Genomic DNA, 21,770 nt, shown 5'->3' with positions numbered 1-21,770 from the left:
TATGCGACATGCAGTCCAAGCGTGACCAGGTCCAGGCCCACACCTTCGTGATGGGCCGGCTGACCTCGGGGATGCTGCTCGCCGACCCGGACGCCCCGGAGAGCCCGCTGGGGCGGACCACCCGCGGGGTGCTGGTCGGTGTGGTGATCACCGCGCTGGTGGCCGCCGGTTCGCTGGTGTACGGCCTCATGTCCCCCGGCGGCAACGACGCGTGGCGGGCGTCGGGGACGCTGGTGGTGAACCGGGAGACCGGTGCCCGTTACGTGTACGTGGGCGGCCGGCTGCGTCCGGTGCGCAATTACGCCTCCGCGCTGCTGGTCGGCGACGGGAAGCTGAAGTCCGAGGACGTGAGCACCTCGTCGCTGAAGGGCACCGCGGTGGGCGCCCCGGTCGGGATACCGGGTGCGCCGGACTCCGTACCGGGTGTGCAGGACCTGGAGAAGGACCCGTGGCAGGTGTGCTCGGTGCTGGCGTCGGAGGCCGGTGCGGGCGCCGGGGGTTCCGGCGGTGCCACCGGCAGGGGCGGTGCGTTCACCGCGTTGGTGGCCGGTGCGCCGGTCGAGGGGCGCGGGATGGGTGCCGGGCAGGGCCTGGTGGTGTCGGGGCCGGACCGGGCCCGGTATCTGGTCTGGCAGGGCAGCCGGCTGCGGCTGGACCGGAGCGCTAACGCCGCGGTGTCGCTGGGGTACGGGTCGGTGACGCCCCGGCCGGTGTCGGCCGCGTTCCTGGACGCGCTGGTGCAGGGGCCGGATCTGGTACCGCCGGCCGTGCCCGGCCGCGGTGGGGCGGGGCCGTCGTTGGGCGGGCGTCCGTCGAAGCTCGGGCAGGTGTTCCAGTCACGCACTCCGGGGGCGGCACGCCAGTACTACCTGCTGCGCAAGGAGGGGCTGGTTCCGCTGACGGAGACCGGGGCGGCGCTGGCGCTGGGGTCCGCCGAGACCAAGGACCGGGCTTACGGCGGTGCGGCACCGGCCGCGGTGGTGATCGGCGCGGCCGAGGTGAAGGCCGGGCTGGCGCCCGGCGCGGAGGGCAGCGAGCCCGTGCCGGCCGGGCTGCCGGCCACGCCGCCGCGCGCCGAGGCCGTACAGGCGGGCTGGGCGGCCTGTGCCCGGGTGCGGCCCGACAAGGGGGACGGCACCCGGGTGACCGGTGCGCTGGTCCCTCTCGGCGCGCTGCCGCCTGCCTCCGCGACGTCGCCGGAGCACATCGCCCCGGCCTGTCTGCCGGTGGACGCCACAGCGGTACGTCCGGGGCACGGCGCGCTGGTCAAGGCGCTGGGCGCCGGTGGCACCGATGTCGGCTCCACCACGTACTTCGTCGCCGACAACGGGGTGAAGTACCGGCTGCTCTCCCAGGCGGCGCAGAAGGCGCTGGGGTACGACGGTGCCGCCGCCCAGGCGCTCCCGTCACCGCTCCTGGCGATGCTGCCGTCCGGCCCCGACCTGAGCCCGGAAGCGGCCGCGGCGGGACGCACGGCGGGCACCACGGCGCCCTCCTGCCCGCAGGCAGGGGGTGACCGGAGCGGCGGCGAGGGCAACGGAACATTGCCGACGGGTGAAAGAAGTTGATGGATCCTCAGGAAAAGCTCAGATGCGGAGGAGGATCATTGAGCACACCACGGATCTGATCATAGGATCACGGCCATCCAGCAGTTGAGGCATGGGAGACACCGTGGCAGACGCAGGCGCTCAGGCGGCACCGGGCGGCAACCTCCAGCAGTCGAGCGAGAGCTCGACCAGGAACGGCATTCAGGCGCTTGAGGCCGCCTACAGCGGAATCCTCAAGTCCCGCCAGGACGTCGACGACACCCGCAACAACCTGAGCAAGGGGTACCAGGGCAGCGACGGCGGCCAGTACGGGGCCCTGCTGAAGCAGTGGGACGACCAGGTCAACATCATCCTCCGCAACCTGGAGGACATGGTCGACAAGCTCAACACCAGCCTGGTGGAGCACGGCAAGACGCAGGGTTCGTCCAACGACGCGATCAACCAGGCGTACAGCGCCTCGCAGAAGGCGTTCGACGACCTGATGGCGTAGGACCCGCCCCGGACGACGGATCCCGTCGTTCCGTCCGCCGGACGACCGGCACCCCTCGCCGCCACCGCGGCGGGGCCCTTCCCAGGCAGTGAAGCGAGGTCTCCCCGATGCCCGACAACCTGACCGACGGTTACATCCTGGTCGACTACGGCCACATGAACAACGCCGGCGACGACATGGTCCGCCAGACCCAGGCGATCGCCCGGACCCTCGCGTCCCTGGAGGCGGAGCTCGGCGAGCTGCGCAAGACGTGGTACGGCTCCGACGCCGACACCTACCGTCAGAAGCAGGCCGCCTGGGACCAGGCGGTGCGGAACATGGAAACGCTGCTGAACTCGCACGCGGCCCTGCTGACCGACATCTCGGGCAACTACAAGTACAGCGAGAACTCGCTGTCGCAGATGTGGTCCGAGATCTCCATCGGCCGCTGAGCGGGAGCCCCCGATGGCCGATCTGACCCATCTCGACGGCAAGACGCTCAAGTCGTTCGCCGAGAACGACGTCACGGATTTCCACACGGCGCTGGACAAGATCCGCAAGGACGACCCCAACGGCCTCAAGGCGCTCAAGAGCATCCTCGACGGGCGTACCACCCCGGGCACGCTCCAGCAGGACCCGGCGCTGGCCATCGGTCTGATGGGGACGGACGACAGTGTGCACGGCCAGTCCCTGGTGGCGGCGGTCAAGAAGGCGGCCGGCTCCGTCGACGCCATCTTCGAGAGTCAGTACACGCTGTTCGGGCACATCAAGAGCGATCTGCTGACGACCATCGAGAAGCTGCTCAGCACTCAGGGCAAGAGTCTCGAATCGATCGACGGTGCCGCGCTGCTCGACATCTTCTCGGACGTGGACAAGGAACTGGGTCCGACCACGAAGACCGGTACCTGACCCGCCCGCCCCCGCCGGGGGCGGTCCGCTCCGGCGATCCGCCCGGGCCGCTCCGGCGGTCCGGGCCGACCCTTCTGTGCACCGCCTCTTCTCCGCCCGCCCCGATCCTCCTTCTTCGCCCCCGGAGCGTTCCGCATGTCGACCCCCACCTCACAGAACTACGACGCCGACGACTACTGGGGGCAGGCCGTCACCAAGCTGACCGGCTATCCGATGCCCAGCCGCAAGGGCCTGTTCACCGGCCTGAGCAGCAAGGAGAAGAGCCCGCTCTTCCGGATGAGCCTGGACAAGATCAGTGTCCAGTCGGTGATCAACGCCGCCACGCAGGGTTCACTGAAGAGCGACGGCCAGGACTACGACCTGTACTTCTACTCCAACAAGAACGGCCACGTGGAGATGTACCACGCCCGGCTGGTCTTCATCGGCTCGTTCATGTCGGAGAAGGGGCGCAGCCGGGGGCTGGAGGCCAATGAGTCGCTGAGCGGCGGGAAGTACAAGGGCAAGTACGGCGACGACTTCGACATCGGCCCGCTGGGCCAGTACATGGGAGGCCCGGGGGCGGCCCTGGGTGCCCTGATCGATTCGAAGACCACACAGGGTGCGTCCTTCAACGGCGCTTCGGTGCCGGACGCCAATGTGGTGGACCTCAACTCCTTCCAGCGCACCGCCCAGGCCTTCGACCGGGCGGCCCAGTTCTTCGTGGACCAGGCGGCGATCCTCGCGGGGTGGGAGAAGTCGCTGGGGAGCGAACAGTCGGCCTGGAAGGGCCAGGCAGCGGGAATCTTCTGGCAGTTGGTGCACCAGCTGAACGGGAACTACGAGAACTACAAGGAACAGCTGGGCGCGGGCGACAAGTTCGACGCGGTCGGGGATCCCGCGTTCACGCCGAAGTCCAACCATTCCAAGCAGCTGATGGCGGCGCAGCAGACGCTGCTGACCCAGGCGAAGTCGCTGCGAACGGCCTGGAACGCATGGATGGGGCGCAACGAGCACGATCCGCACTTCCACCTGATCCAGGTCCTGGACGACATTCTGAAGTGGCTGACCGAGCACAACATTCCGTTCATCACGTCGACGACCTCCACCGGGAACGTCATCAACCCGACCACCACCACGACGTACTCCACCAAGGACGGTTTCCAGGAACCGCACCCCACCTACGGTGACCTGACCGACATCCAGAACTGGGCCGCGGTGGGCAATGAGGCCGTCAAGCGGTGGAACGACTTCATCGAGCAGCCGCACCCGGACATCGAGGGGCTCCAGGCCGGTCTGAACGGCACGGCGCAGACGGTGCTGTCCGATCTCAACAACGCCTGGATCGACGCCACCACGCCGTTCGATTCGCCTCTCACCACCAAGAACACCGGGTCGCTGACGGAGTTCTACACCAAGGAGAAGGCCGAGAAGGCGAAGGAGGAGGCGGACAAGAACAGCAAGGATCTCAACACGACCCTGGAGAACCTCAACAAGGGCATCGGTGACATGGGGAACAACGTCACCAAGTCCCTCAACGACTTCGGGGGCGGTCCGGGCGGTCTCAAGGATCTGCTCGGCAACAACGGGACGAAGGATCTCAACGGTGATTCGGGCAACGGCCCCGGCGGTGGCACCGGCAAGGATCTGACGAGCGACCTCAACAAGAACATCGACGACATCCTCAACCCGGGCAACGGCGACTCGTCCCAGGGCAACGGGGACACGACGCACACCGGCCCGCTGAACCCTATGGTTCCGCCGCCCAACCTCCCGAACACTTCGGTCCTGAACCCCGGTGGCGGGACCACCTCACTGGACAAGAACCACAACCTGGTCACGACGTACCCGAACGGCGACCGGGTGACGTACGACCCGAAGACCGGGAAGTACACGGTCACACCGCACCAGGGCAAGACCACGGTGCAGGACCTCAACCCGGGCCAGAGCGTGACCAACCCGGACGGCAGTGTCACCAAGCTGAACAAGGACGGCACACTCACCACCACGTTCAAGGACGGCAGCCGGCAGACAGTCGACCCGGAGACCGGCAAGGTCACGAGCATCGACAAGAACGGCAAGGAGACGGTCACCGACCTCAACCCGAAGAATGAGTTCCAGTGGCCGCCGAAGACCAACAACCACCTCACTCCCCCGCCGACCCACCAGGATCTCAATCACGACCTGAACCGCGACCTGAACCGAGATCTGAACCACGGCCTGGACCGGGATCTCCACCGGGATCTCAACTCCCTCGGCGGGAACTCCCACACCTCGTTGAACAACTCCTCGTCCGGCGGCGGTCAGAACCGTTCCGGCAACGGCGACTACGAGGAGTACGACAGCACCTTCCACCCGGGCGGGACGCTCGGGGCGCCGCCCGGCGCCACCGGCAACCAGCCCCCGGCCTCCCTGCCGGACACGGGCATCGGTACGGGTTCGGGTTCGGGTGCGTCGTCGGACGGCTCCACACCTCTCAACCCGATGATGCCGATGGGCGGCATGGGTGGCATGGGCGGGATGGGTGGCATGGGTGCTGGTGGACAGGCGGGCGGCTCGTCGGGCGAACGCGTCCGCAACGTCCTGACGGAGAGCGGCCCCGGCACGCGCGGCGGATCGTCCCGCTCCGGTGGGCGACGCGGCGCGGACGAGGAGCGCAGCGCCCGCAGGGCCCGTACCGCCACCAGCTCCACGGCCGTCGCGGGCGGTGCGGCCGGCGGCACCCAGGGCGGGCAGGCGACCGGCAGCGGTGAACGCGACCGGGTGCACTGGGTGGCCGAGGACGAGGACGTGTGGGGCGCGGAAGAGGGCGGCACGCCCACGGTGATCGGACGGTGAGCGGGCGGATGGGCGGAGCGATGGACGAGGCGCCGGAGAGCGCGGGGCGCGGTGAGGTCTCGCCGTACGCCAGGTCCGTGGAGGCCCGGCTCGCCACGGCGATGGCCGAGCTGGAGGCCACCGAGAAGGGTGTGGCCAAGGCCGAGGCCGAACTGCGGCAGGCGACGCGCACCGTGCGGTCGGCGGACCGGTCGGTGGAGGTCACGGTCGGGCCGCAGGGCGAGCTGACCGCGCTGCGGTTCCTGGAGGGGAAGTACCGCACGATGTCGCCCGGCGAGCTGTCGGGTGCCGTGCTGGACGCGTTCGGCCGGGCGCGTACGGAGATGGCCCGGCAGGTCATGGAGACCTTCGAACCGTTCACCCGGCCGAGCACCGAGGTGCCCGAGCTCACCGGCGTGGACATCGACTGGGCGCGGATCTTCGGGCCCGAGGTGCTCCAGGACCCGGAGGAGCGGGCCCGGCAGGAGTCGGGGCGCCGGCTGCGGGACGAGATCGACGAGGACGAGGAGCGCTGAACACACCATGAGCGACGGCTACTTCGCCGAACCCGCCCGGATCCAGGCCGGGTTGCGGCAGATGTTCTCGATCAGCACCTCGATCGGCGCGATGGTGGACGACTTCGTCGTCGACGTACGTGCCACGCGTGACTGGCCGGGTCAGGACGACAGCTTCGCCAAGGAGGTCATCCCGCAGGAGCAGAAGGAGCGGGAGAGCAGCAGCGAGACGGCGATCGCCCTGTCCGAAGCGGTCAACGGTGTGGCGCACGGGACCTCGGTCAACCTGAAGTCGATCAAGTCCAACCAGAACAACATCCTGGACTCGATCCGGGACCACCGGATCAAGCCCAACAACAGCGGAAAGCGCTGACGGCAGAGAGCACGGCCCCATGTCGATCAAGGCGACGCCCGAGCTGAACAACCTTCTTTTCGTCCTCATCGGCGAGCGGTTGTTGCAGGCGGACGAGGATCTGGCGTATGCCAGCCGGCGGCCGTACCACCGGCTCGCCGACCGTCTCACCGACCTGTCCGGCGAGATCGAGCAGTCGGTCGTCGGGATCAGCAGGTCGCTCCCTCCCAAGGTGGGTGCGAGCTATCTGCAGTCGATGAAGCTGTTCATCGACAACGGGGGCACCAACCATCTCCGCGACTTCTCGGACCAGTTGAAGACCATCGGCGACGGTCGCACCGACACGTCGATGAACATCATCGAGTCCAAGTGGCAGATCATCGCCGAGCTGATCCGGCTGATGATCGAGCTGCTGGTCATCTTCGTGATGTCGTTCTTCTCGGGCGGGGCCTCGGCGAGCGACGCGGCGGTGGCGAAGGCTCGCAGCCGGGTGGTGCTGCTGACGGTGCTGGACACGTTGCTGAAGCGTACGCATCTGATGCCGAGCCTGAGCGAGGCGTTCCAGGAGGCGTTCCAGACCTTCGCGGTGCGTCTCGCCCTGATGATGGCGGGGCCCGACGGGCGGCGGCCGAAGGGGTTCGACTGGAAGGCCATCGCACAGGACGGTGTCTTCGGCGCGTTCGCGGGGTTCTTCCACGGCGCGTTCTCGTCCGGGCTCGGGAAGCTGCTGAAGAACTTCACGGGCAACGGTCCGGTCAAGAACCTCACCAAGGACGTGACCGACAAGGCGCCCCGGCCGAGCAAGTTCTCTCCCAAGAACCTGGCCAACACCGCGCTGAACGACACGAAGGACTTCCTGACCTCCGGTGGCTCGGAGGCCGTCGCGGAGATCGTGGCCGGTGGCCTCATGACGGGGAACTGGACGACGAGCTGGGACACCTTCCTGGGCTCCGGGATCAGCAGCAAGGCCGAGCATCTGCTGGGGAGCGGCGCGTCCAAGCCCGGTACCTGGGTGAAGAACAACTTCACCGAGAAGAAGGTGCCGACGTCGAGCCAGGCCGACGGGGACGGCACGGGGTCGAAGTCCGGGAGCGGAACGGACTCCGGGAGCGGAACCGACTCCGGCACCGGGAACACGACCGGGACCGGAACGGGTACGGGGACCGGGACGGGTACGGGGACCGGGACGGGTACGGGGACCGGGACCGGGACCGGCGGAGGCTCGGAGGGCGGGAAGAACGGCGGCAGCACGAACGGCGCCGGATCCCAGAACCAGACGGAGTCGACGCAGGAGACCGAGGCGACGGACGAGTCCGGGCAGACGGGGAACGACGAGCACACGGGGCCGACATCGAAGTCGCCGTCGTCGGGCTCGTCGGGGCCGTCCGGCTCGAACGGACCGGCCACCAAGGGGTCCGTCAACACCTCCAGCAACGACGATCACGGCTACACCCCTCCCAACGACGACGCCGACGACACGAACGACGCCGAGGAGGAGTCCCAGCAGACACCCGACGAGCGCACGGTCCCCCCGACGAACACCGATTCGCGCGGCGGCCCGACGCCGAACCACAACCCGGCTCCCACCCAAGGCCACCGGACGCCCGACGCACAGCAGGACGAGCAGCAGGACGAGCAGCCGGACATCCAGCAGAAGTCAGCGCCCGAGTCGGAGCAGGAGGCCGGCACACCGCCCACGCAGCCCAACACACAGACCGATTCGCAGACCGATTCGCAGACCGATTCGCGCACCGACGCTCCGGAGAACGAGACCGAGCCCAGCACGGGGCTGCTCACCGAGGACGGCTCGTCCGACAACGAGCAGTCCCCGTCCACCTCACAGGTCGCCCCCCACACCGTCACGCGGCCGGAGCATCAGCTGTGGTCGGAGCTCCTCGGCACTCCTGGTCCCCCGTCGCAGCAGTTGCTCGACGACATCGCCGCCCACCGTCGGGGGGCCGCACCGTCACCGGAGGAGATCGGCCTCCGCAGGGAGCTGCGCCAAAAGCTGAACGACACCGAGGGCGGTGTCACGATCTTCATCGACGACGCGGCCAACTTCGGCCATCAGGCCGCCGCCACGATGCTGATGGACTCCCTGAACGAGCTGGGCTACCAGGGGCCCATCACCGCCATCGCCCCGGCCAACGTGCAGCAGAAGCTCGCGCTGCTGCTGAGTGACGAGCTCAACGCCCGTGTCACCTGGCAGACGCAGACCTTCGACCCGGACCGGCCTGCGTCCGATCCCCGGGCCTCCGGGCAGCCGGGAACTCAAGGGCTGGTCATGGTCGCGGCGAGCGACCGGCTCGACGGCGACGAAGAAGTGGCGGAGCGGTTCCTGAACTTTCTGGGGGTCGACCGGGCGATCGTGCTCAAGCCCTACGCCTGGGAAACCTCGCACCGCTATCTGTACAGCAGACCGTCCCCGGACTCCGATGTCGTGGTCATCGATCTGGAGGACTCCGAGTCGCCCGGCAACACCATCGCGCCCGACGCCCTGTTCAACTTCCACACCCCGCTCCTCACCCATGACGAACTCAATGACCTGATCGACCGGCGGGTCACCGCCTCCGACGTCGTCGGCGGGCTCAAGGAGATCGTCCGGGCCGTGCACGAAAACGGCACCGAGGTCATGCCGGTCTACGGCCTCCACAACGTCACCGAGTCGGGCCGGGTGTCGGCTCTCAGCACCCTGGCCGCCGGGATCAGCAGCTCCGGGATCGGCAAGCCGTCCGTGATCCTCTCGTTCGGCCGCACCACGGTCGACTTCGCGCCCGTGCACACGAATGCGCAGCTGAGCCGGACCGATATCACCGCCCCTGATCTCCGCGAACAGCTCGAACGACTGGGGCCCGACGACGTCCTCATCGTGCAGAGTGCGGGCCTCCCGCAGGACGTGTTCCGACAGGTCTTCCAGCTCGGCACACTGCCGGCGGTGCTGGAAGGCGCCAACACCACCAACCTGATGCAGTTGCTGGGCCGCCCGTACTTCTCCGCGCTCACGAACCACACCCCGTACGACCGGCTCGACGGGGTCGCTGCGAGCCACCTCGAACAGGTGACCAAGGCCATCACCCATCCCAGCCAGTGGGGGCGCAGGGCCGCAAAGCTGACGAGCGAACAGCCGACGCCCGCGTGGAAGGCGCTCCAGAACGTTCACACGGCCCAGTCCGTGGCGTCGGCCCTGCCCAGGAACGGGGAAGGCCATGTCCTGACGCAGGACGAGTGGGTGCGCCTCAAGGCGGACGGAGTGCTGAGCGTCGCCGAACTCAAGTCGGTGCTCGGGGACGGCGCGGACGTCGTCGCCGTGATCGCGGACGTCGGGTACACCGGCCGCACAGCGACCATCAGCAACGAGCAGCTGGCCACGCTTCAGACCCGGCTGGGTGAGCTCCGGGCCGGGCATCTGGTCGAGGTTCGCAGCGCGATGGACCACCTGTCGGTCGTACCGGAAGCGGGAGCGGCCGAGGTCATCGCGGAGGCCATCGCCGAGCTGAAACAGACCGGCTCCCGGCTCCACAACTACTTCGCCGGCCTCCGGGCCAAGGCGCACGACCCGGACAACGACCAGACCCTGCAGGCCCTTCGCCTGGTGCTCACCGATCGTCCGGCCCTGCCCCGGACCGAGTCCCTCGCCCAGGGCCAGGAAGGGAACAACCAGCAGGAGACACCTCGCTGGCAGACCGACTGGGACCGGGTCGACGACTCCGACGACGACGAGAGCGAGCACTCCGAGAGCCCGGGGCCCCACTCCGTCGCGACGTCAAGCAGGTCCACGCCGACGTCCAGCCGTTCGCAGAGCCCCGTCGCCAATCGGCCGATCACCGAGAGCCGGCAGCAGAACACAACCGAGGTCGAGAGCGAGAGCGAAGACGAGAGCGAGAACGAGGAAGAGGGAGAGGGCGAGGGCGAGGCCGCCATTGCCGACACCGGCGGCGACAACAACAGCGAAGACAGCAGCGACTTCGGTGGAGACATCGACTTCAGTTTCGGGTTCTTCGGCGACACCGGACCCGAAACAACGCCGGACAACGCCCCCGGGCCGGCCGTGAAGCCGTCCGACGTCACCGATTCCTCGGAAATTCCTCCCCGGCTCGTGCTCAGGTCCGCCCGCTCGGCGGACGACGCCACGACCGACTCGGACGACATCGTCAAGCAGACGGTCGCGACCGGCTCCTCCGACTCGTCGCTCCTCGCGTCGTACACCCCGTCCGACTGGGCCGACCGGAACGAGCGCTACAACACCGTCATCGCCTCCGACACCTTCCAGGACCACCACCACAGCGAATCGTCCATGTACCGAAAGCAGCGCCGGACACCCTGGAGCGGCCAGAAGGTGTCCTTCTTCGCGGCACACGGCACTCCCACCCGGGTGAAGCTGACGCGGCAGGACGGGACGAGCATCGTGGTCAGCGGCAGGGAGCTCGGCCGCTACCTGGAGCACTCCGCCGAACTCGGTCCGAAGGACCGCCCCATCGTGCTGTACGCCTGCTCCACCGGCGCCTCGCCCACTCACGGCGGGCTGTCCGTCGCCCAGCACGTCGCCAATGTGACGGGCCGGCCGGTGTACGCGCCCACCACGTCCGCAGGCACGGCGCTCGACTCAGAGCAGCGGCCGCGCCCGGTCCTCTTCCGCGACGACGCGGAGAATTCCGGCCAGTGGATCACGTACACCCCCGAGCCGACGGGCGCCGAACTCACCGCGCTCGCCCGTACGGCGGGCCTGCACCCCCCGGCAGGCACCACGGAGGACACGGACACCGCAGCCGGGACCAGCTCCACCAGTCCCGCGACGACGTCGGAGGATGCTCCCGGCCCCTGGGTCACGACGCGAACGCTCCAGCTCGTACGTACGCTGCGCGGCACCTTCGGTACGCAGATCGAGCAGTCCCCCGACCACGATGCGCTGCTGGCGGCGCTCGGCGCACTGGACAGCGAGCGTTTCGGGGGCGACGACACCGTCTGGGCGCCCTTCCGTGACGGGCGGATGACGCCCGATCTGCTGCGCCGCATCACCGTGGAGCTGGGAGGAAAGGGCACACCCGGCCTGGACCGGTACTCCGCCCTCTTCGACCGGGTCAACCAGGAATCCGGCGGGAACGGATCGGCGGCCGGATCGTCGCAGGACGACCTCCAGTCCCCGTCCCGCGACCTCACACGGGACGTCATCGAACCGGCGCCGGCACAGCAGTCGCAACTGACACAGGAAACTCAGCAGGCACAGGAGATTCAGCAGACACAGCAGGTGTCCACGTCCACGGACACCGATGTCTCCACCAGTGTGGTCCAGTTGGTGGCGGCGCAGCTCGACACCGATCGCCCCGCCAGGGTCGACGACAGCATGCTGCCCACCCCGGCCCGGGGCGCGGTCCAGCGGTTCCCGGGCGACCTGACGCTGCCCACGTACATCACCGGAGACGGCGTGGATGACGATTCCGCCTTCACCTACGGTCAGAGCCAGGTGATACAGCGGGGTATCGACGACGTACTGAGGCGCATAGCCGGTTCGGCCCTGCCGGTCCCCGCCCGGAACCCCGGCGCCGCCAACAACCCGCTCGCCGAACTGGAACGGGCGCTCAAGCAGACGCCCCATCTGTTCCACGGGGACGGCTGGGTCTCCGCGCCCTTCAAGGACGCCTCGGGACGTATCCGCCAACTGCGGGTCTCCCAACGGCCGCAGGCACCCTGGTCCATGATCACCAATGAGAAGGGCGGGGCGATCTCGCTCGACCCGGTGAAGGTGGACCAGATCCACCGCAGCCAGATCACCTCCGGGAAATCCGAAACGGCAAGTTCTTCGAGGCAGTTGGGCGTGGCGGTTCCGCTGGGGCCACCGATCGGCCCCGCGAACATGTTCGGGCGGGTGGGCCTCACTCTGGGCTTCACGAAGTCGGTCGACTTCAACCTCCAGGACCAGACCCTGAGCCAGGTCGAGAGCCGTCACTCCGACGAATCGCATCTGTACCTGAGCGATGTGATGTACCGGGTCGAGCTGACGGACCCGGCGCCCGAGAAGTACGGAAAGCTGAAGCAGATCGCCCAACGGATCAGGCCGAACACCCGGTCCACAGCACCGGTCCAGGAGGCCGGATCGCGGACCACTCTCACGTTCGGTGTGAAGGACGGGCTGCTGCTGCGTCTGCCGGACAACCTGACCGCCAAACGCAGTCACGAGCACGCACCGCAGAAGATGCGGCTCAGCGAGCACAGCGACTACCGCATGGTGCACACCGAGGGATACGGGTCGGTGGCGGCGATCCAGGACTGGGCGGTGGGCCAGGCCAAGGCGGTCGTCGGCTCCTCGATGCACGCGGAGATCACCCGCTTCTTCAGCTCGGAGAACTTCATCCGGACCGCGGACCGGATGGCGCACGGAACGGTCACCAGTCAGCCGCTGTTCACGGAATCCGGGCAGCCCGGCGGTGTGTTCGCCGTGGACAAGATCGTGCCCGTCGAGGCCACCCAGATCTCGGAGACCGACGCGGCGGAGCTTCGCAACGCCATCCAGCGGGTCATCAAGAACGACCGGAGCACGTCGACGGCGTACAGCCAGGACCTCCAGTTCACCGTCGGTCCCAGCTTCTCCTTCGACGAGTACGCGACGAGCGCGGCCCAGCCGCGCCTGCAGGTGGGTGGCTTCGCCCAGTTCGGCAACCGGTCCACCCGGACCACCGGCTTCGGCGGCTCGGGCAGCCGCAAGATCGTCGGACGTGCAAAGAAGGTGCGTACCGAGCTGTACCTGGTGAAGAAGACCGTCCACGTCCGCAAATCCGGGCAGGAGAACGCCACCACGTTCGACGTCTGGACCCTCGACCGGATGACCCGCGCGGAGGCGCGCCGCCTGGCCGGCTGGGACGACGGTACGAAGCTCCGTACCCGCTCCGCGGAGCACACGGCCCTGAACCCCGTCCAGACCGAAAGCAGCAACGGCAGCGGCAGCGGCAGCAGCGGTTCCGTCACCCCCGTACCGCCGAACACCGGCGAGCCGCCGGCCCCGGTCTATCTGCCCCAGGATCATCCGACGCTGCTCGGCATGGCGAGGGTGGAGGCGTTCCTCCCCGACACGGACTCCGTCGAGGGCGCTGCCACGGACACCACCGGACCGCCCACGACACCGCCCACGACACCGCCCGCGGCCCAGCCCACGGCACCGCCCCCGGCAGCGTTCCTCAACGGGCTGACGGAGAGTGTGATCGCCGCCATCGCCCAGCAGCACCCCGGTCTCGTCGCCCCGCTGGCGGACTTCACGACCCCCGACGACAAGTCGAAGGGCTGGCGGGGCAAGAACCACTTCAGCGCCGCCCTGCAGAACACACTGAGTGTGATGGACGCCCTGAGCCATCACAGTGTGGCGGGGCAGCTGGAGTCCTTCACCACCGACGGAATCCCGATCCGGCTCGTCGACAACACGGGCACCAAGCGGAAGTACCGCTGGATCCGGGCCAAGGGCGAGCTGACCGGGCGCCGCTACGAGGGCACGCGCAACGAGCTGATCCTGCGGAGCAGCACGCCCGGAGCCCAACGGCTGGACAGCTCGGCCACGGTGTCCCACACCAGGGAGGCCGGGGTCGACGTCGGCATATCGGCGCGTGAGAACAACGCCGACGCGTTCAAGCAACCGATCAACAGCGGAGTGATCACCCCGGCCGCCCGGTTCGGCTGGCAGAAGGCCCGGAAGACCGGCTCCGGTGCCACCGTCTCGTACGAGCCCCTGCACGCCACGTCGGGCCCGTCCCATGTGTTCAGCTACCAGCTGTCGGTGACCGTCACCAGCGGCGGGTACTGGCGCTTCCGGGAGCCGCTGCGGGTGCTCGGGGTGCTCGGCACGGGGCTCTCCGTGGGACGCAACGCGGAGGTCGACCTGATCGGTGGCACGGCGCGCCGTCCGGCGGTGACCGGACGGATCCTGCTCGACGTACCCGACGAGCACATCCCGCCGGCCACCCCACGCCCGCGGCCGGAACAGGTTTCGACGCCGCCCGCTGCCGCCCCCGTCGCCGTCACGCTGAACACCGAGGACGTCCGGAAGCTGCTGGGCGAGCCGGAGAAGCCGACCACCACGACCAACACGGGCCGGGGCACCGGCGCGGAGGCGAACGCGCAGGCGAACACTGAGGAGAATGCCGAACAGAACACCGAGGAGAACGTCGAGGAGATCGAGCTCCGGGAACCGGAGACCGCGCCGACTCCGTTCGGAGATCTGCCCCACCAGGTCATCGCCGTCGCGGGCGGCTCCGAGCTGAGCCAGGGCGTCGAGACCGCGCTCAAGGAAGGTTCCGGCGACGCCTGGCAGTTCAGCCTGTACGGAGCCGCTCCGCACGACGCGGTGATGCGCCAGTTCCAGCCGCAGGTCCTGGCCTCGTTCCTGGACCAGTCGATCAGCCGTGCGGGCATGCGCATGGTCGAGCTGTTCGGCGCCGGACCGTACGTCAACCGGATCGGCCGGCTCGTCCACCGTGTCACCCTGCGGAATCCGGTCGTGCAGTCGAAACCCGTCGCGGTGGAGACCGAGCTGACACTCGGCGCCGAGACCCAGGTCACCCATGCGCGGACCTCGGTCACGGTGGCCAAGCTCAACCTCGGGGTCGCCTACGCGCGCAGCCACGACCAGGGGCCCTCGCTGGTCGGTACGTACGGGCTGGTCCTGAACGGGGCGTGGACCAAGGGAAGCACCGCGACCGCGACGAACACGGCGTCGGTGGAGAACGACCGGGACGACGAGAACCTGAAGTACCTGGTCACCGCGGACGTCGATCACGAGGTCGGGTTCACGACCCGCGCCAACGGGCTGGCCGGTCCGCTGCGCGCCCTGCTGCCGACGCTGCGCACCCACTTCGCCGGGTTCACGCTCACCATGCCCGGCGGCTGGCTCGGCCATGTGCCGGAGAAGGTCGCGCACCGCCTCGGCCTGGTCGGCAGCACACTGCCCGCCGCGCCCACCTACAGCGAGGACGCCTGGTCCCCCTCGCCCTGGTTGAAGGACACTCCGTTCGGCTCGTTCCCGGTCAACTCCCTCGACTCCGCCACGGCCTCGCGGCACTTCGCCGAGCTCCTCAAATCGCGGGGAGTGGACGACGCCGGCCGGGACCACGTCCTGGACATGGTGACGCCCCGTGCGCTGCTCGCCCTCCGGCAGCAGATGGCCGCCGCCAAGGGCGGGGTCACCGCGGTGACCCGCACCGCCTGGACCAAGCTCGGCGAGGTGTCCATCGGCTCGCAGCGTGCGACGGTACGCATCGAACTCATCCCGGAGGACCCGAGCTTCGACGGGATCGATCACAGCGTCACATTCCAGGAGACCCTGGGCATGACCGAGACGGTCGAGGTGAACAGGAGCAAGGCGGTCACGACCACGACCGGACTCTCGGTCACCGAAGCGGTGCGGACCCAGAACACGGTCGCTCCCACCGCCGGCCCGAGCCTCTCCGAATCGCTCGCCGTCACCCAGCAGAAGACGGTCGCCACTTCGGCGAGCCGTATGAAGAACTACACGTTCTACCCCAACGAGCCGTTCGCCGACTTCCTCACCACGTACCGGATCCGCATGGTGCTGGTGAACGCCGACGGGACGGAAGTGCCTTCGAGGGAATTCACGGTCGGCACCCTGCGGGAGCAGCTGCCGCTCAGCCTGGCCGTGCCGAACGCCGCGGACGACATCGGCGGCAACCCGCTGACGGAGGGGAACCAGCCCCCCAAGGTCACGGTCCGAAGGCCGGGACAGCTCACGAACGAGGCCATCGAGCGATGGCGACGAGAGGGGCAGACGCAGGCGTTCACCATGCCGGCCAACGGCTTCATGCCACGTCGGATCACCGACACCGACATGGCGTTGGACGCAGCCCACCTCGCCCTGGCCAAGGCGCACAACACCGATCTGCCGCACCTGCCCAAGCCAGGCAGCGGAACCGTCGAACTCACCGGCACGAATCTGGCCGAGGCAACGGGCAAGGCCCGGAAGTCCGGTCTCGCCCGCCAGGGACGGGCCTCGGGGCAGGCCCTGTCCGACGGGCTCGCGAGCACCCAGACGGCGGCCTTCTTCGGCAACACCGCGACGGGCAACGGCTACCTCGCGGCCACGATGCACGACGCCACCATCGCGCTGGACACCCAGGGAAGCTACCGGCTGTTCTCCCGGCCCCGGCTGAGCGAGGCGGTTCTGCTGAGCGTGGCGGCGGACGCCACGATGGAGAGCCCCGAACGGCAGACCGTGAGTTCGGACCTGTCGGTCACGGAGACCGGTGCGCAGGGCACGACGCTCGGTGCGACCGTCGGCACGTCCGTACCGGCGGTCGGCACCGTCTCACCCGCGCCGACGGGCAGCGGGGGGAACACCGGTGAGTCGACGACCCTCAAACTCGCCTCCGCGGACGGCACCCAGCAGAACATAAAACCCAAGACGGGCCGGGCACTGCTGTTCTCGATTCCCACGGACTGGCTGGGCGAGGCGACGGTCACGCACGGCCGGGCCGCCAGTGTCTTCGTCCAGGGCAGCAGGTCGCAGACCGTCGAGTACCGGACCAATGTCCTGGCCTGGGTACGGGAGGACGTGGCCCGCGATCTCGGGCTGATCGACGACACGAGCTTCCCGTCCGACGTCACCGCCGCCTGGACCTCGGTGACGAAGGCGAGCAAGGCGTGGGTGGACGCGGACAAGGCGTACTGGAAGGTCAGGCGCGCCGTCACCGAATCGGCCGGGGACGCCGACCCCACTCCCGAGCAGGTGGAACAGATGGCGGTGCTGGCCGAGCGCGCCCGCGCCGCGATGCGGGAGTTCCGGCGGGTACGGGCGGCGACGGACCGGCTCACCCAGTGGTACCACCGCACGCCGCGCAATGGCCCCCAGCCTCCTGCGGTGAGCTTCACCGCCCCCGAGACGCCGTCGACGACGTTCCCCAAGTACACCGGGACTGCGTTCATCCCGGACCCGGCGACGGCGACGGCCTCCGTCGACGCGCCGCACACGCTCGTCTCCCCGGAGGGCGAGACGTACACCCTGCACAACGTGCCCGAGGACGGCGACGCGTTCTACCACGCGCTCGCCGCGGGGATGCGGCACACGAACACCACGCTGCCGGGCGCGGCCGGCAGCGCCGTGGACACGACGCCGGACGTCACCGACCTGCGCAACCGGTTGACGGACACCCTGACGAACGACTCGGGCGACCTGCTGGACTTCATGACCCCGGATCTCCTCGATCGGTTCGACCCCGAGGAACTGGCCAACGGCGGACCCACGTTCGCCGCAGGATCGCCCGAGGCCCGTGAGTTCGAGGACGATGCGCACACCCTGCCGCTGTACGCACGGCTGTCGGCCGACGAGCGCAGGGCGCTCGCGCTGGCACAGTTGCAACGTGCCGGGAGCTCGGGCGGCGAACGCGGCTGGAACCACGGGGCCGCGGACCTGTTGCCCGCGCTCGCCGCCCGGACCTTCGGGGTCAAGGTGACGGTCGTTCGGGACGACGGCACGTTCCAGGACTTCGAACCCGAGAACGCCGGGACGCCCCCGGCTCATGTCGTGCTGTACCTCAAGGACCGCCATTACCAGGCGGCCCTGGCTCCCGTACCCACGGTCTCCGAGACGAACCATCCGTCGGAGTCGGAGGACGACTCGGAGAACCTGGAAGACCTGGAGAACCTGGAGGCCCCGGAGAACTCGAAGGACTCCGAGGACTTCGAGAACTCTGAACAGGAGAGCGACGGCCGACAGGACGACGGGAACGTCCAGGAGACCGAGACCAACGCCCAGAACGACGAGCAGGACGACGACCAGAACACCCAGCAGACCGAGACCGACGCCGAGAACGACAACCAGGACGACGACCAGAACACCCAGCAGACCGAGACCGACGCCCAGAACAACAACCAGAACGACGACCAGAGCGCGTCGGAGACGGACTACGACGGGGACAACGACACGAGCCCGTCCGCAACGCCCCCGTCGCAACGGTCGAAGCACGTACGGAAGCGCAAATCGCCCCAGAGGTACGACGGTTCGACGACGGACACGGACACCGAAGCAGCACCTCCGCGGACGGCCTACGTCTCCAGGACCGACTCCCGGACCCCGTCCGAGACCGATAACACGACCGACGAAGAAACAACCCCGGCCCCCGCAACCACAGCCTCCGAAACCGACTCCCGGACGGACTCCGAGCGCGACACCACCACCGACGACGAGAGCGCGTCGGAGGCGGGCAACGACGGGGACAACGAGACGAACACGTCCACAACGCCACTGACGCAACGGACGAAACGACTGCACAAGCGCAAGCCCCCGGCGCGGAACGACGACTCGACAACGGAAACGGGCTCGGGCTCGGGCTCGGACGAGGACACGGCCCCGGAATCGGCACCGCCGCGGGCACACACCGAGGACGAAGCCACTGACGGGTGGGTGACCGAGTACGACTACGGGCCCGTCAGCGACGGTTCGTCGCTGCCCCCGGTCCCGCCGCCGACCCCGGTTCCGTCGACGCCCCCGGCGTCCCCGGTCCTGTCGGCCGTCCAGTCGTCCTCGGACTCGTCGACTCCCCCGCCACCGCCTCCGCCTCCGCCTCCGCCCCCGCCCCCGCCCCCGCACACGGGTGGCGACAACGGCGCGACGGACTCGAACGGTTCCTCCGCCGATGTTCTCGGCCGGGTCCTCGACGAGTACGCGGTGCGGGACGTCGTCGTGCGGCAGGTGAATCTGCGCCAGCTCCACGATCCCCTCATCTCCGCGCGGGCCGCGCTGGACCTCGCTCCCGGTGGCCTGACCATGCGCGAGCTGGCGCTGACCGACGCGCAGGTACTGACAGTGCTCGCCCACCACCGCCACCTGTCCCCCGAGGCGGTGGAGGAATTGCTCAAGCACCCGTCGTACGCGGCGGTCCTCCAGCACGAGGACGAGGCTCCCCAGACGTCATGACGGACACGAACCGAGGCACCCAGATGCAGCACACCGACGGAACGGCCGGGCAGGAACTTCCGCCCGTTCCCGACCACATCCGCGAGGCCGCGCGGGAGGCGCCGGACCACTGGATCGGCGTCGTCGATCCGGCCTGGACCGATGCCGCCCCGCCGCCGCCCTGGGCCGTTGCCGGGGAGTGGCGCTCCGGGCTCGACGGCGAAGTCGCGGAGTGGCAAGCCAACGAGGAGTACCGGCCGTCCCCGTCGGCCCTGGGCTGGCCCGAGCCGACCGATCCGGTCGATGCCGCCGTGCAGTTGGCCGTCACCGGGTACGGCCCGCTGAGCGACGCCCTGGAGGCGCTGGCAGGTGCGGAGGCGGTGGTGCTCCGGGCGCCCGGTGGGGGCCCGTTGACGGTCGCCGGGGCCGACGGTTCACCCGCCGTGCCGCTCTTCACCGCCGTACCCCACCAGCCGTTCGAAGGTGCCCTGGCGCACGACACGGTCGCCGTCGCCGACCTGGTGCGCGAGCTCGCCGCGGGCGAGGGCCGCATCTCGGTCAACCCGGCGGGCCCGGCGCGCATCCTGCTCGACGCGCGTCTGATCCTCGACGCGGTCCGGCCCGCCGTCCCCACCGTCCCCACCTCCGCCACCGGCTCCATCGGTTCCACCGGCGGTTCTCCCGATTCGTCCCACCAGCTCCCCACCAGTCCCGTCACCCAGAGGACCCCATGACCACGTCCAGGAACGAAGAAACAGCGGCCGCCTCCGAGCCGGAGGCGGCCGCCACCGCCGAGGCCGCCGCGGGCGAGACCCCGGCACGGACCGCACGCGCGGCTTCCGCGAAGGGCAGCGGTACGGCCGCGGCGGCGGAACCGTCCACGGCTCCGGAAGAGGAAGCCGGAGAGACTTCGGAGAAGTCCGCCGAAACGTCCGCGGGGGCATCCACCGGAACACCCGGCGAGGCATCCGGCGAGGAGAAGAAGACCGCGTCCACGGGATCGGCAGCGACGGAATCCGGGCGGAGGAGCGAGCCGGAGAAGAAGCAGGAATCGGAGGCAGAGGCCACGAGCGCCGCAGCCACCGCCGAGGGCGAGAGCGAGGGCGGGGCCGCCACCGCGACCGCCACCGCCGAGGCGGAAGCGGAGGCGGAAGCCACCGCGACCATGACCGCCACCACCACGGCCGACGCCCCCGAGAAGACGGGGCGTCCGAACAAGGCGCTCCTCGCCGGCGCCGCCATCGCCGGTGTCCTGCTGGTGACCGTTCCGTTCCTGGTGCACACCGGTGGTGGCAACGACGGCAAGCGTTCGGCGGGCAGCGGCGAGGCCCCTGGCACGATGCTCGGCGCCGGAAACGGCGACGTTCCCGGCGCGTTCGCATCCGCGGCCCCCTCGCCGCGCGCGGGCTCGGGCAAGCAGCCGCCCGCCGGCAAGGACGGGAAGGGCGGATCGGGACCCTCCGCCGACGGCGCGGGCGTGTCGAAGCCGCTCAACGAGGGCGGCGGAAGCACGGGCGGGGACACCGGTGGCACGGGCGGCGGCTCCGGGGGCGGGAAGTCCACCGGCGGTGAGAAGTCCACGGCCCGGAAGACCACCACGGGCAGCGGCGGCAGCGGCAGCGGCTCGGGCAGTGCGGCGGGCGGCACCGCGCAGAAGGCGGCGCCGCAGTCGACCGTCGTCTACACCGGGGTCACCGGTCACGGCTGCCCCACTCCCTCCGGCGGCGGCTTCCAGCAGGACCACTACTTCACCGACGGCAGCGCCGGCTGGTACACCCGCTCCTCCGGCGGCTGGACGGGCAACGGCTGCAACGGCAGCTACTCCTCCATACCGATGTCCGGCGACACCTCCACCGACATGCAGAACCGCGTCAAGTGGTGGTGGAAGCCCGGCACCCGGGCCCGGACGTGCCAGATCTCCGTGTTCATCCCGAACAGCAACACCAACCTGTACGTGGGCGGGCACCCCACGAAGTACCACGTGCTGGTCAACGCCAACGACCGTACGACCATGTACAGCAGCTTCTCGATCAACCAGGTCGCGCACCGCGGCCAGTGGGTCGACGCGGGCACCTTCGCCATGAAGGGCGCCACGATCGGGGTGAAGCTGCTCGACCGCGGTGACGACTGGTCCAAGGGGTGGGAGAAGGCCCATCACGCCGCCGCGCAGATGCGGGCGACCTGCCGTTCCTGACGCTCCGGCGATCCGGCGCCCCTCTTGACGCACCGTTCCTGAACGCGTTCGACTTCGGGCCGGCCCCTTCCCGGGGCCGGCCCGTCGTGTTTCACCGCGCCAAAT

The 21,770-nt window shown here is 69.3% G+C and carries 10 protein-coding genes; all 10 read left to right on the top strand.

The window, feature by feature from the left end; all coding sequences use genetic code 11:
• The first annotated feature begins 8 nt into the window (after window positions 1-8).
• Entirely contained in the window at window positions 9-1,568 is a 1,560-nt protein-coding gene (gene eccB, locus EES42_RS16390) for a type VII secretion protein EccB (protein ID WP_124718958.1), read from the top strand.
• 103 nt (window positions 1,569-1,671) lie between these two features.
• Window positions 1,672-2,037 carry a hypothetical protein gene (locus tag EES42_RS16385; RefSeq protein ID WP_241196407.1) on the top strand — a complete coding sequence of 122 codons (366 nt, stop codon included), beginning with the start codon at window positions 1,672-1,674 and terminating at the stop codon, window positions 2,035-2,037.
• Window positions 2,038-2,144: 107 nt separating this feature from the next.
• On the top strand, window positions 2,145-2,468 hold the full coding sequence (locus EES42_RS16380; RefSeq protein ID WP_124718956.1) for a WXG100 family type VII secretion target: 324 nt from the start codon (window positions 2,145-2,147) through the stop codon (window positions 2,466-2,468).
• Window positions 2,469-2,481: 13 nt separating this feature from the next.
• Complete coding sequence (locus EES42_RS16375; protein ID WP_124718955.1) at window positions 2,482-2,925, top strand: type VII secretion system-associated protein; 444 nt, start codon at window positions 2,482-2,484, stop codon at window positions 2,923-2,925.
• A 135-nt stretch (window positions 2,926-3,060) separates the two neighbouring features.
• Window positions 3,061-5,739 (top strand): AAWKG family protein, encoded by a 2,679-nt coding sequence (locus EES42_RS16370; RefSeq protein WP_124718954.1) that lies wholly within the window; start codon window positions 3,061-3,063, stop codon window positions 5,737-5,739.
• Between the two features lie 20 nt (window positions 5,740-5,759).
• Window positions 5,760-6,254, top strand: coding sequence for a YbaB/EbfC family nucleoid-associated protein (locus EES42_RS16365; protein WP_124719395.1), 495 nt, complete (start codon window positions 5,760-5,762; stop codon window positions 6,252-6,254).
• A 7-nt stretch (window positions 6,255-6,261) separates the two neighbouring features.
• On the top strand, window positions 6,262-6,606 hold the full coding sequence (locus EES42_RS16360) for a hypothetical protein (protein ID WP_124718953.1): 345 nt from the start codon (window positions 6,262-6,264) through the stop codon (window positions 6,604-6,606).
• A 19-nt stretch (window positions 6,607-6,625) separates the two neighbouring features.
• Complete coding sequence (locus EES42_RS16355) at window positions 6,626-19,492, top strand: hypothetical protein (protein WP_124718952.1); 12,867 nt, start codon at window positions 6,626-6,628, stop codon at window positions 19,490-19,492.
• Complete coding sequence (locus EES42_RS16350) at window positions 19,489-20,205, top strand: type VII secretion system-associated protein (RefSeq protein ID WP_241196406.1); 717 nt, start codon at window positions 19,489-19,491, stop codon at window positions 20,203-20,205. The genes EES42_RS16355 and EES42_RS16350 overlap by 4 nt, the downstream gene beginning before the upstream one ends.
• A complete protein-coding gene (locus EES42_RS16345) occupies window positions 20,202-21,665 on the top strand; it encodes a hypothetical protein (protein ID WP_124718951.1) in 1,464 nt (487 codons plus the stop codon). Before EES42_RS16350 ends, EES42_RS16345 begins: the two co-directional genes overlap by 4 nt.
• The last annotated feature ends 105 nt before the right edge of the window (window positions 21,666-21,770 follow it).

The organism is Streptomyces sp. ADI95-17 (assembly GCF_003846175.1).
Classification (GTDB): Bacteria; Actinomycetota; Actinomycetes; order Streptomycetales; family Streptomycetaceae; genus Streptomyces; species Streptomyces sanglieri.
Note: the sequence above shows the minus strand (reverse complement) of the source record. Positions and strands in the feature narration are given on the sequence as shown.

Excerpts from the sequence above, each read along its gene's own strand:
- eccB (WP_124718958.1), top strand. The coding sequence starts at position 9 with ATGCAGTCCAAGCGTGACCAGGTCCAGGCCCACACCTTCGTGATGGGC.
- EES42_RS16380 (WP_124718956.1), top strand. The coding sequence starts at position 2,145 with ATGCCCGACAACCTGACCGACGGTTACATCCTGGTCGACTACGGCCAC.
- EES42_RS16375 (WP_124718955.1), top strand. The coding sequence starts at position 2,482 with ATGGCCGATCTGACCCATCTCGACGGCAAGACGCTCAAGTCGTTCGCC.
- EES42_RS16370 (WP_124718954.1), top strand. The coding sequence starts at position 3,061 with ATGTCGACCCCCACCTCACAGAACTACGACGCCGACGACTACTGGGGG.
- EES42_RS16365 (WP_124719395.1), top strand. The coding sequence starts at position 5,760 with ATGGACGAGGCGCCGGAGAGCGCGGGGCGCGGTGAGGTCTCGCCGTAC.
- EES42_RS16360 (WP_124718953.1), top strand. The coding sequence starts at position 6,262 with ATGAGCGACGGCTACTTCGCCGAACCCGCCCGGATCCAGGCCGGGTTG.
- EES42_RS16355 (WP_124718952.1), top strand. The coding sequence starts at position 6,626 with ATGTCGATCAAGGCGACGCCCGAGCTGAACAACCTTCTTTTCGTCCTC.
- EES42_RS16350 (WP_241196406.1), top strand. The coding sequence starts at position 19,489 with ATGACGGACACGAACCGAGGCACCCAGATGCAGCACACCGACGGAACG.
- EES42_RS16345 (WP_124718951.1), top strand. The coding sequence starts at position 20,202 with ATGACCACGTCCAGGAACGAAGAAACAGCGGCCGCCTCCGAGCCGGAG.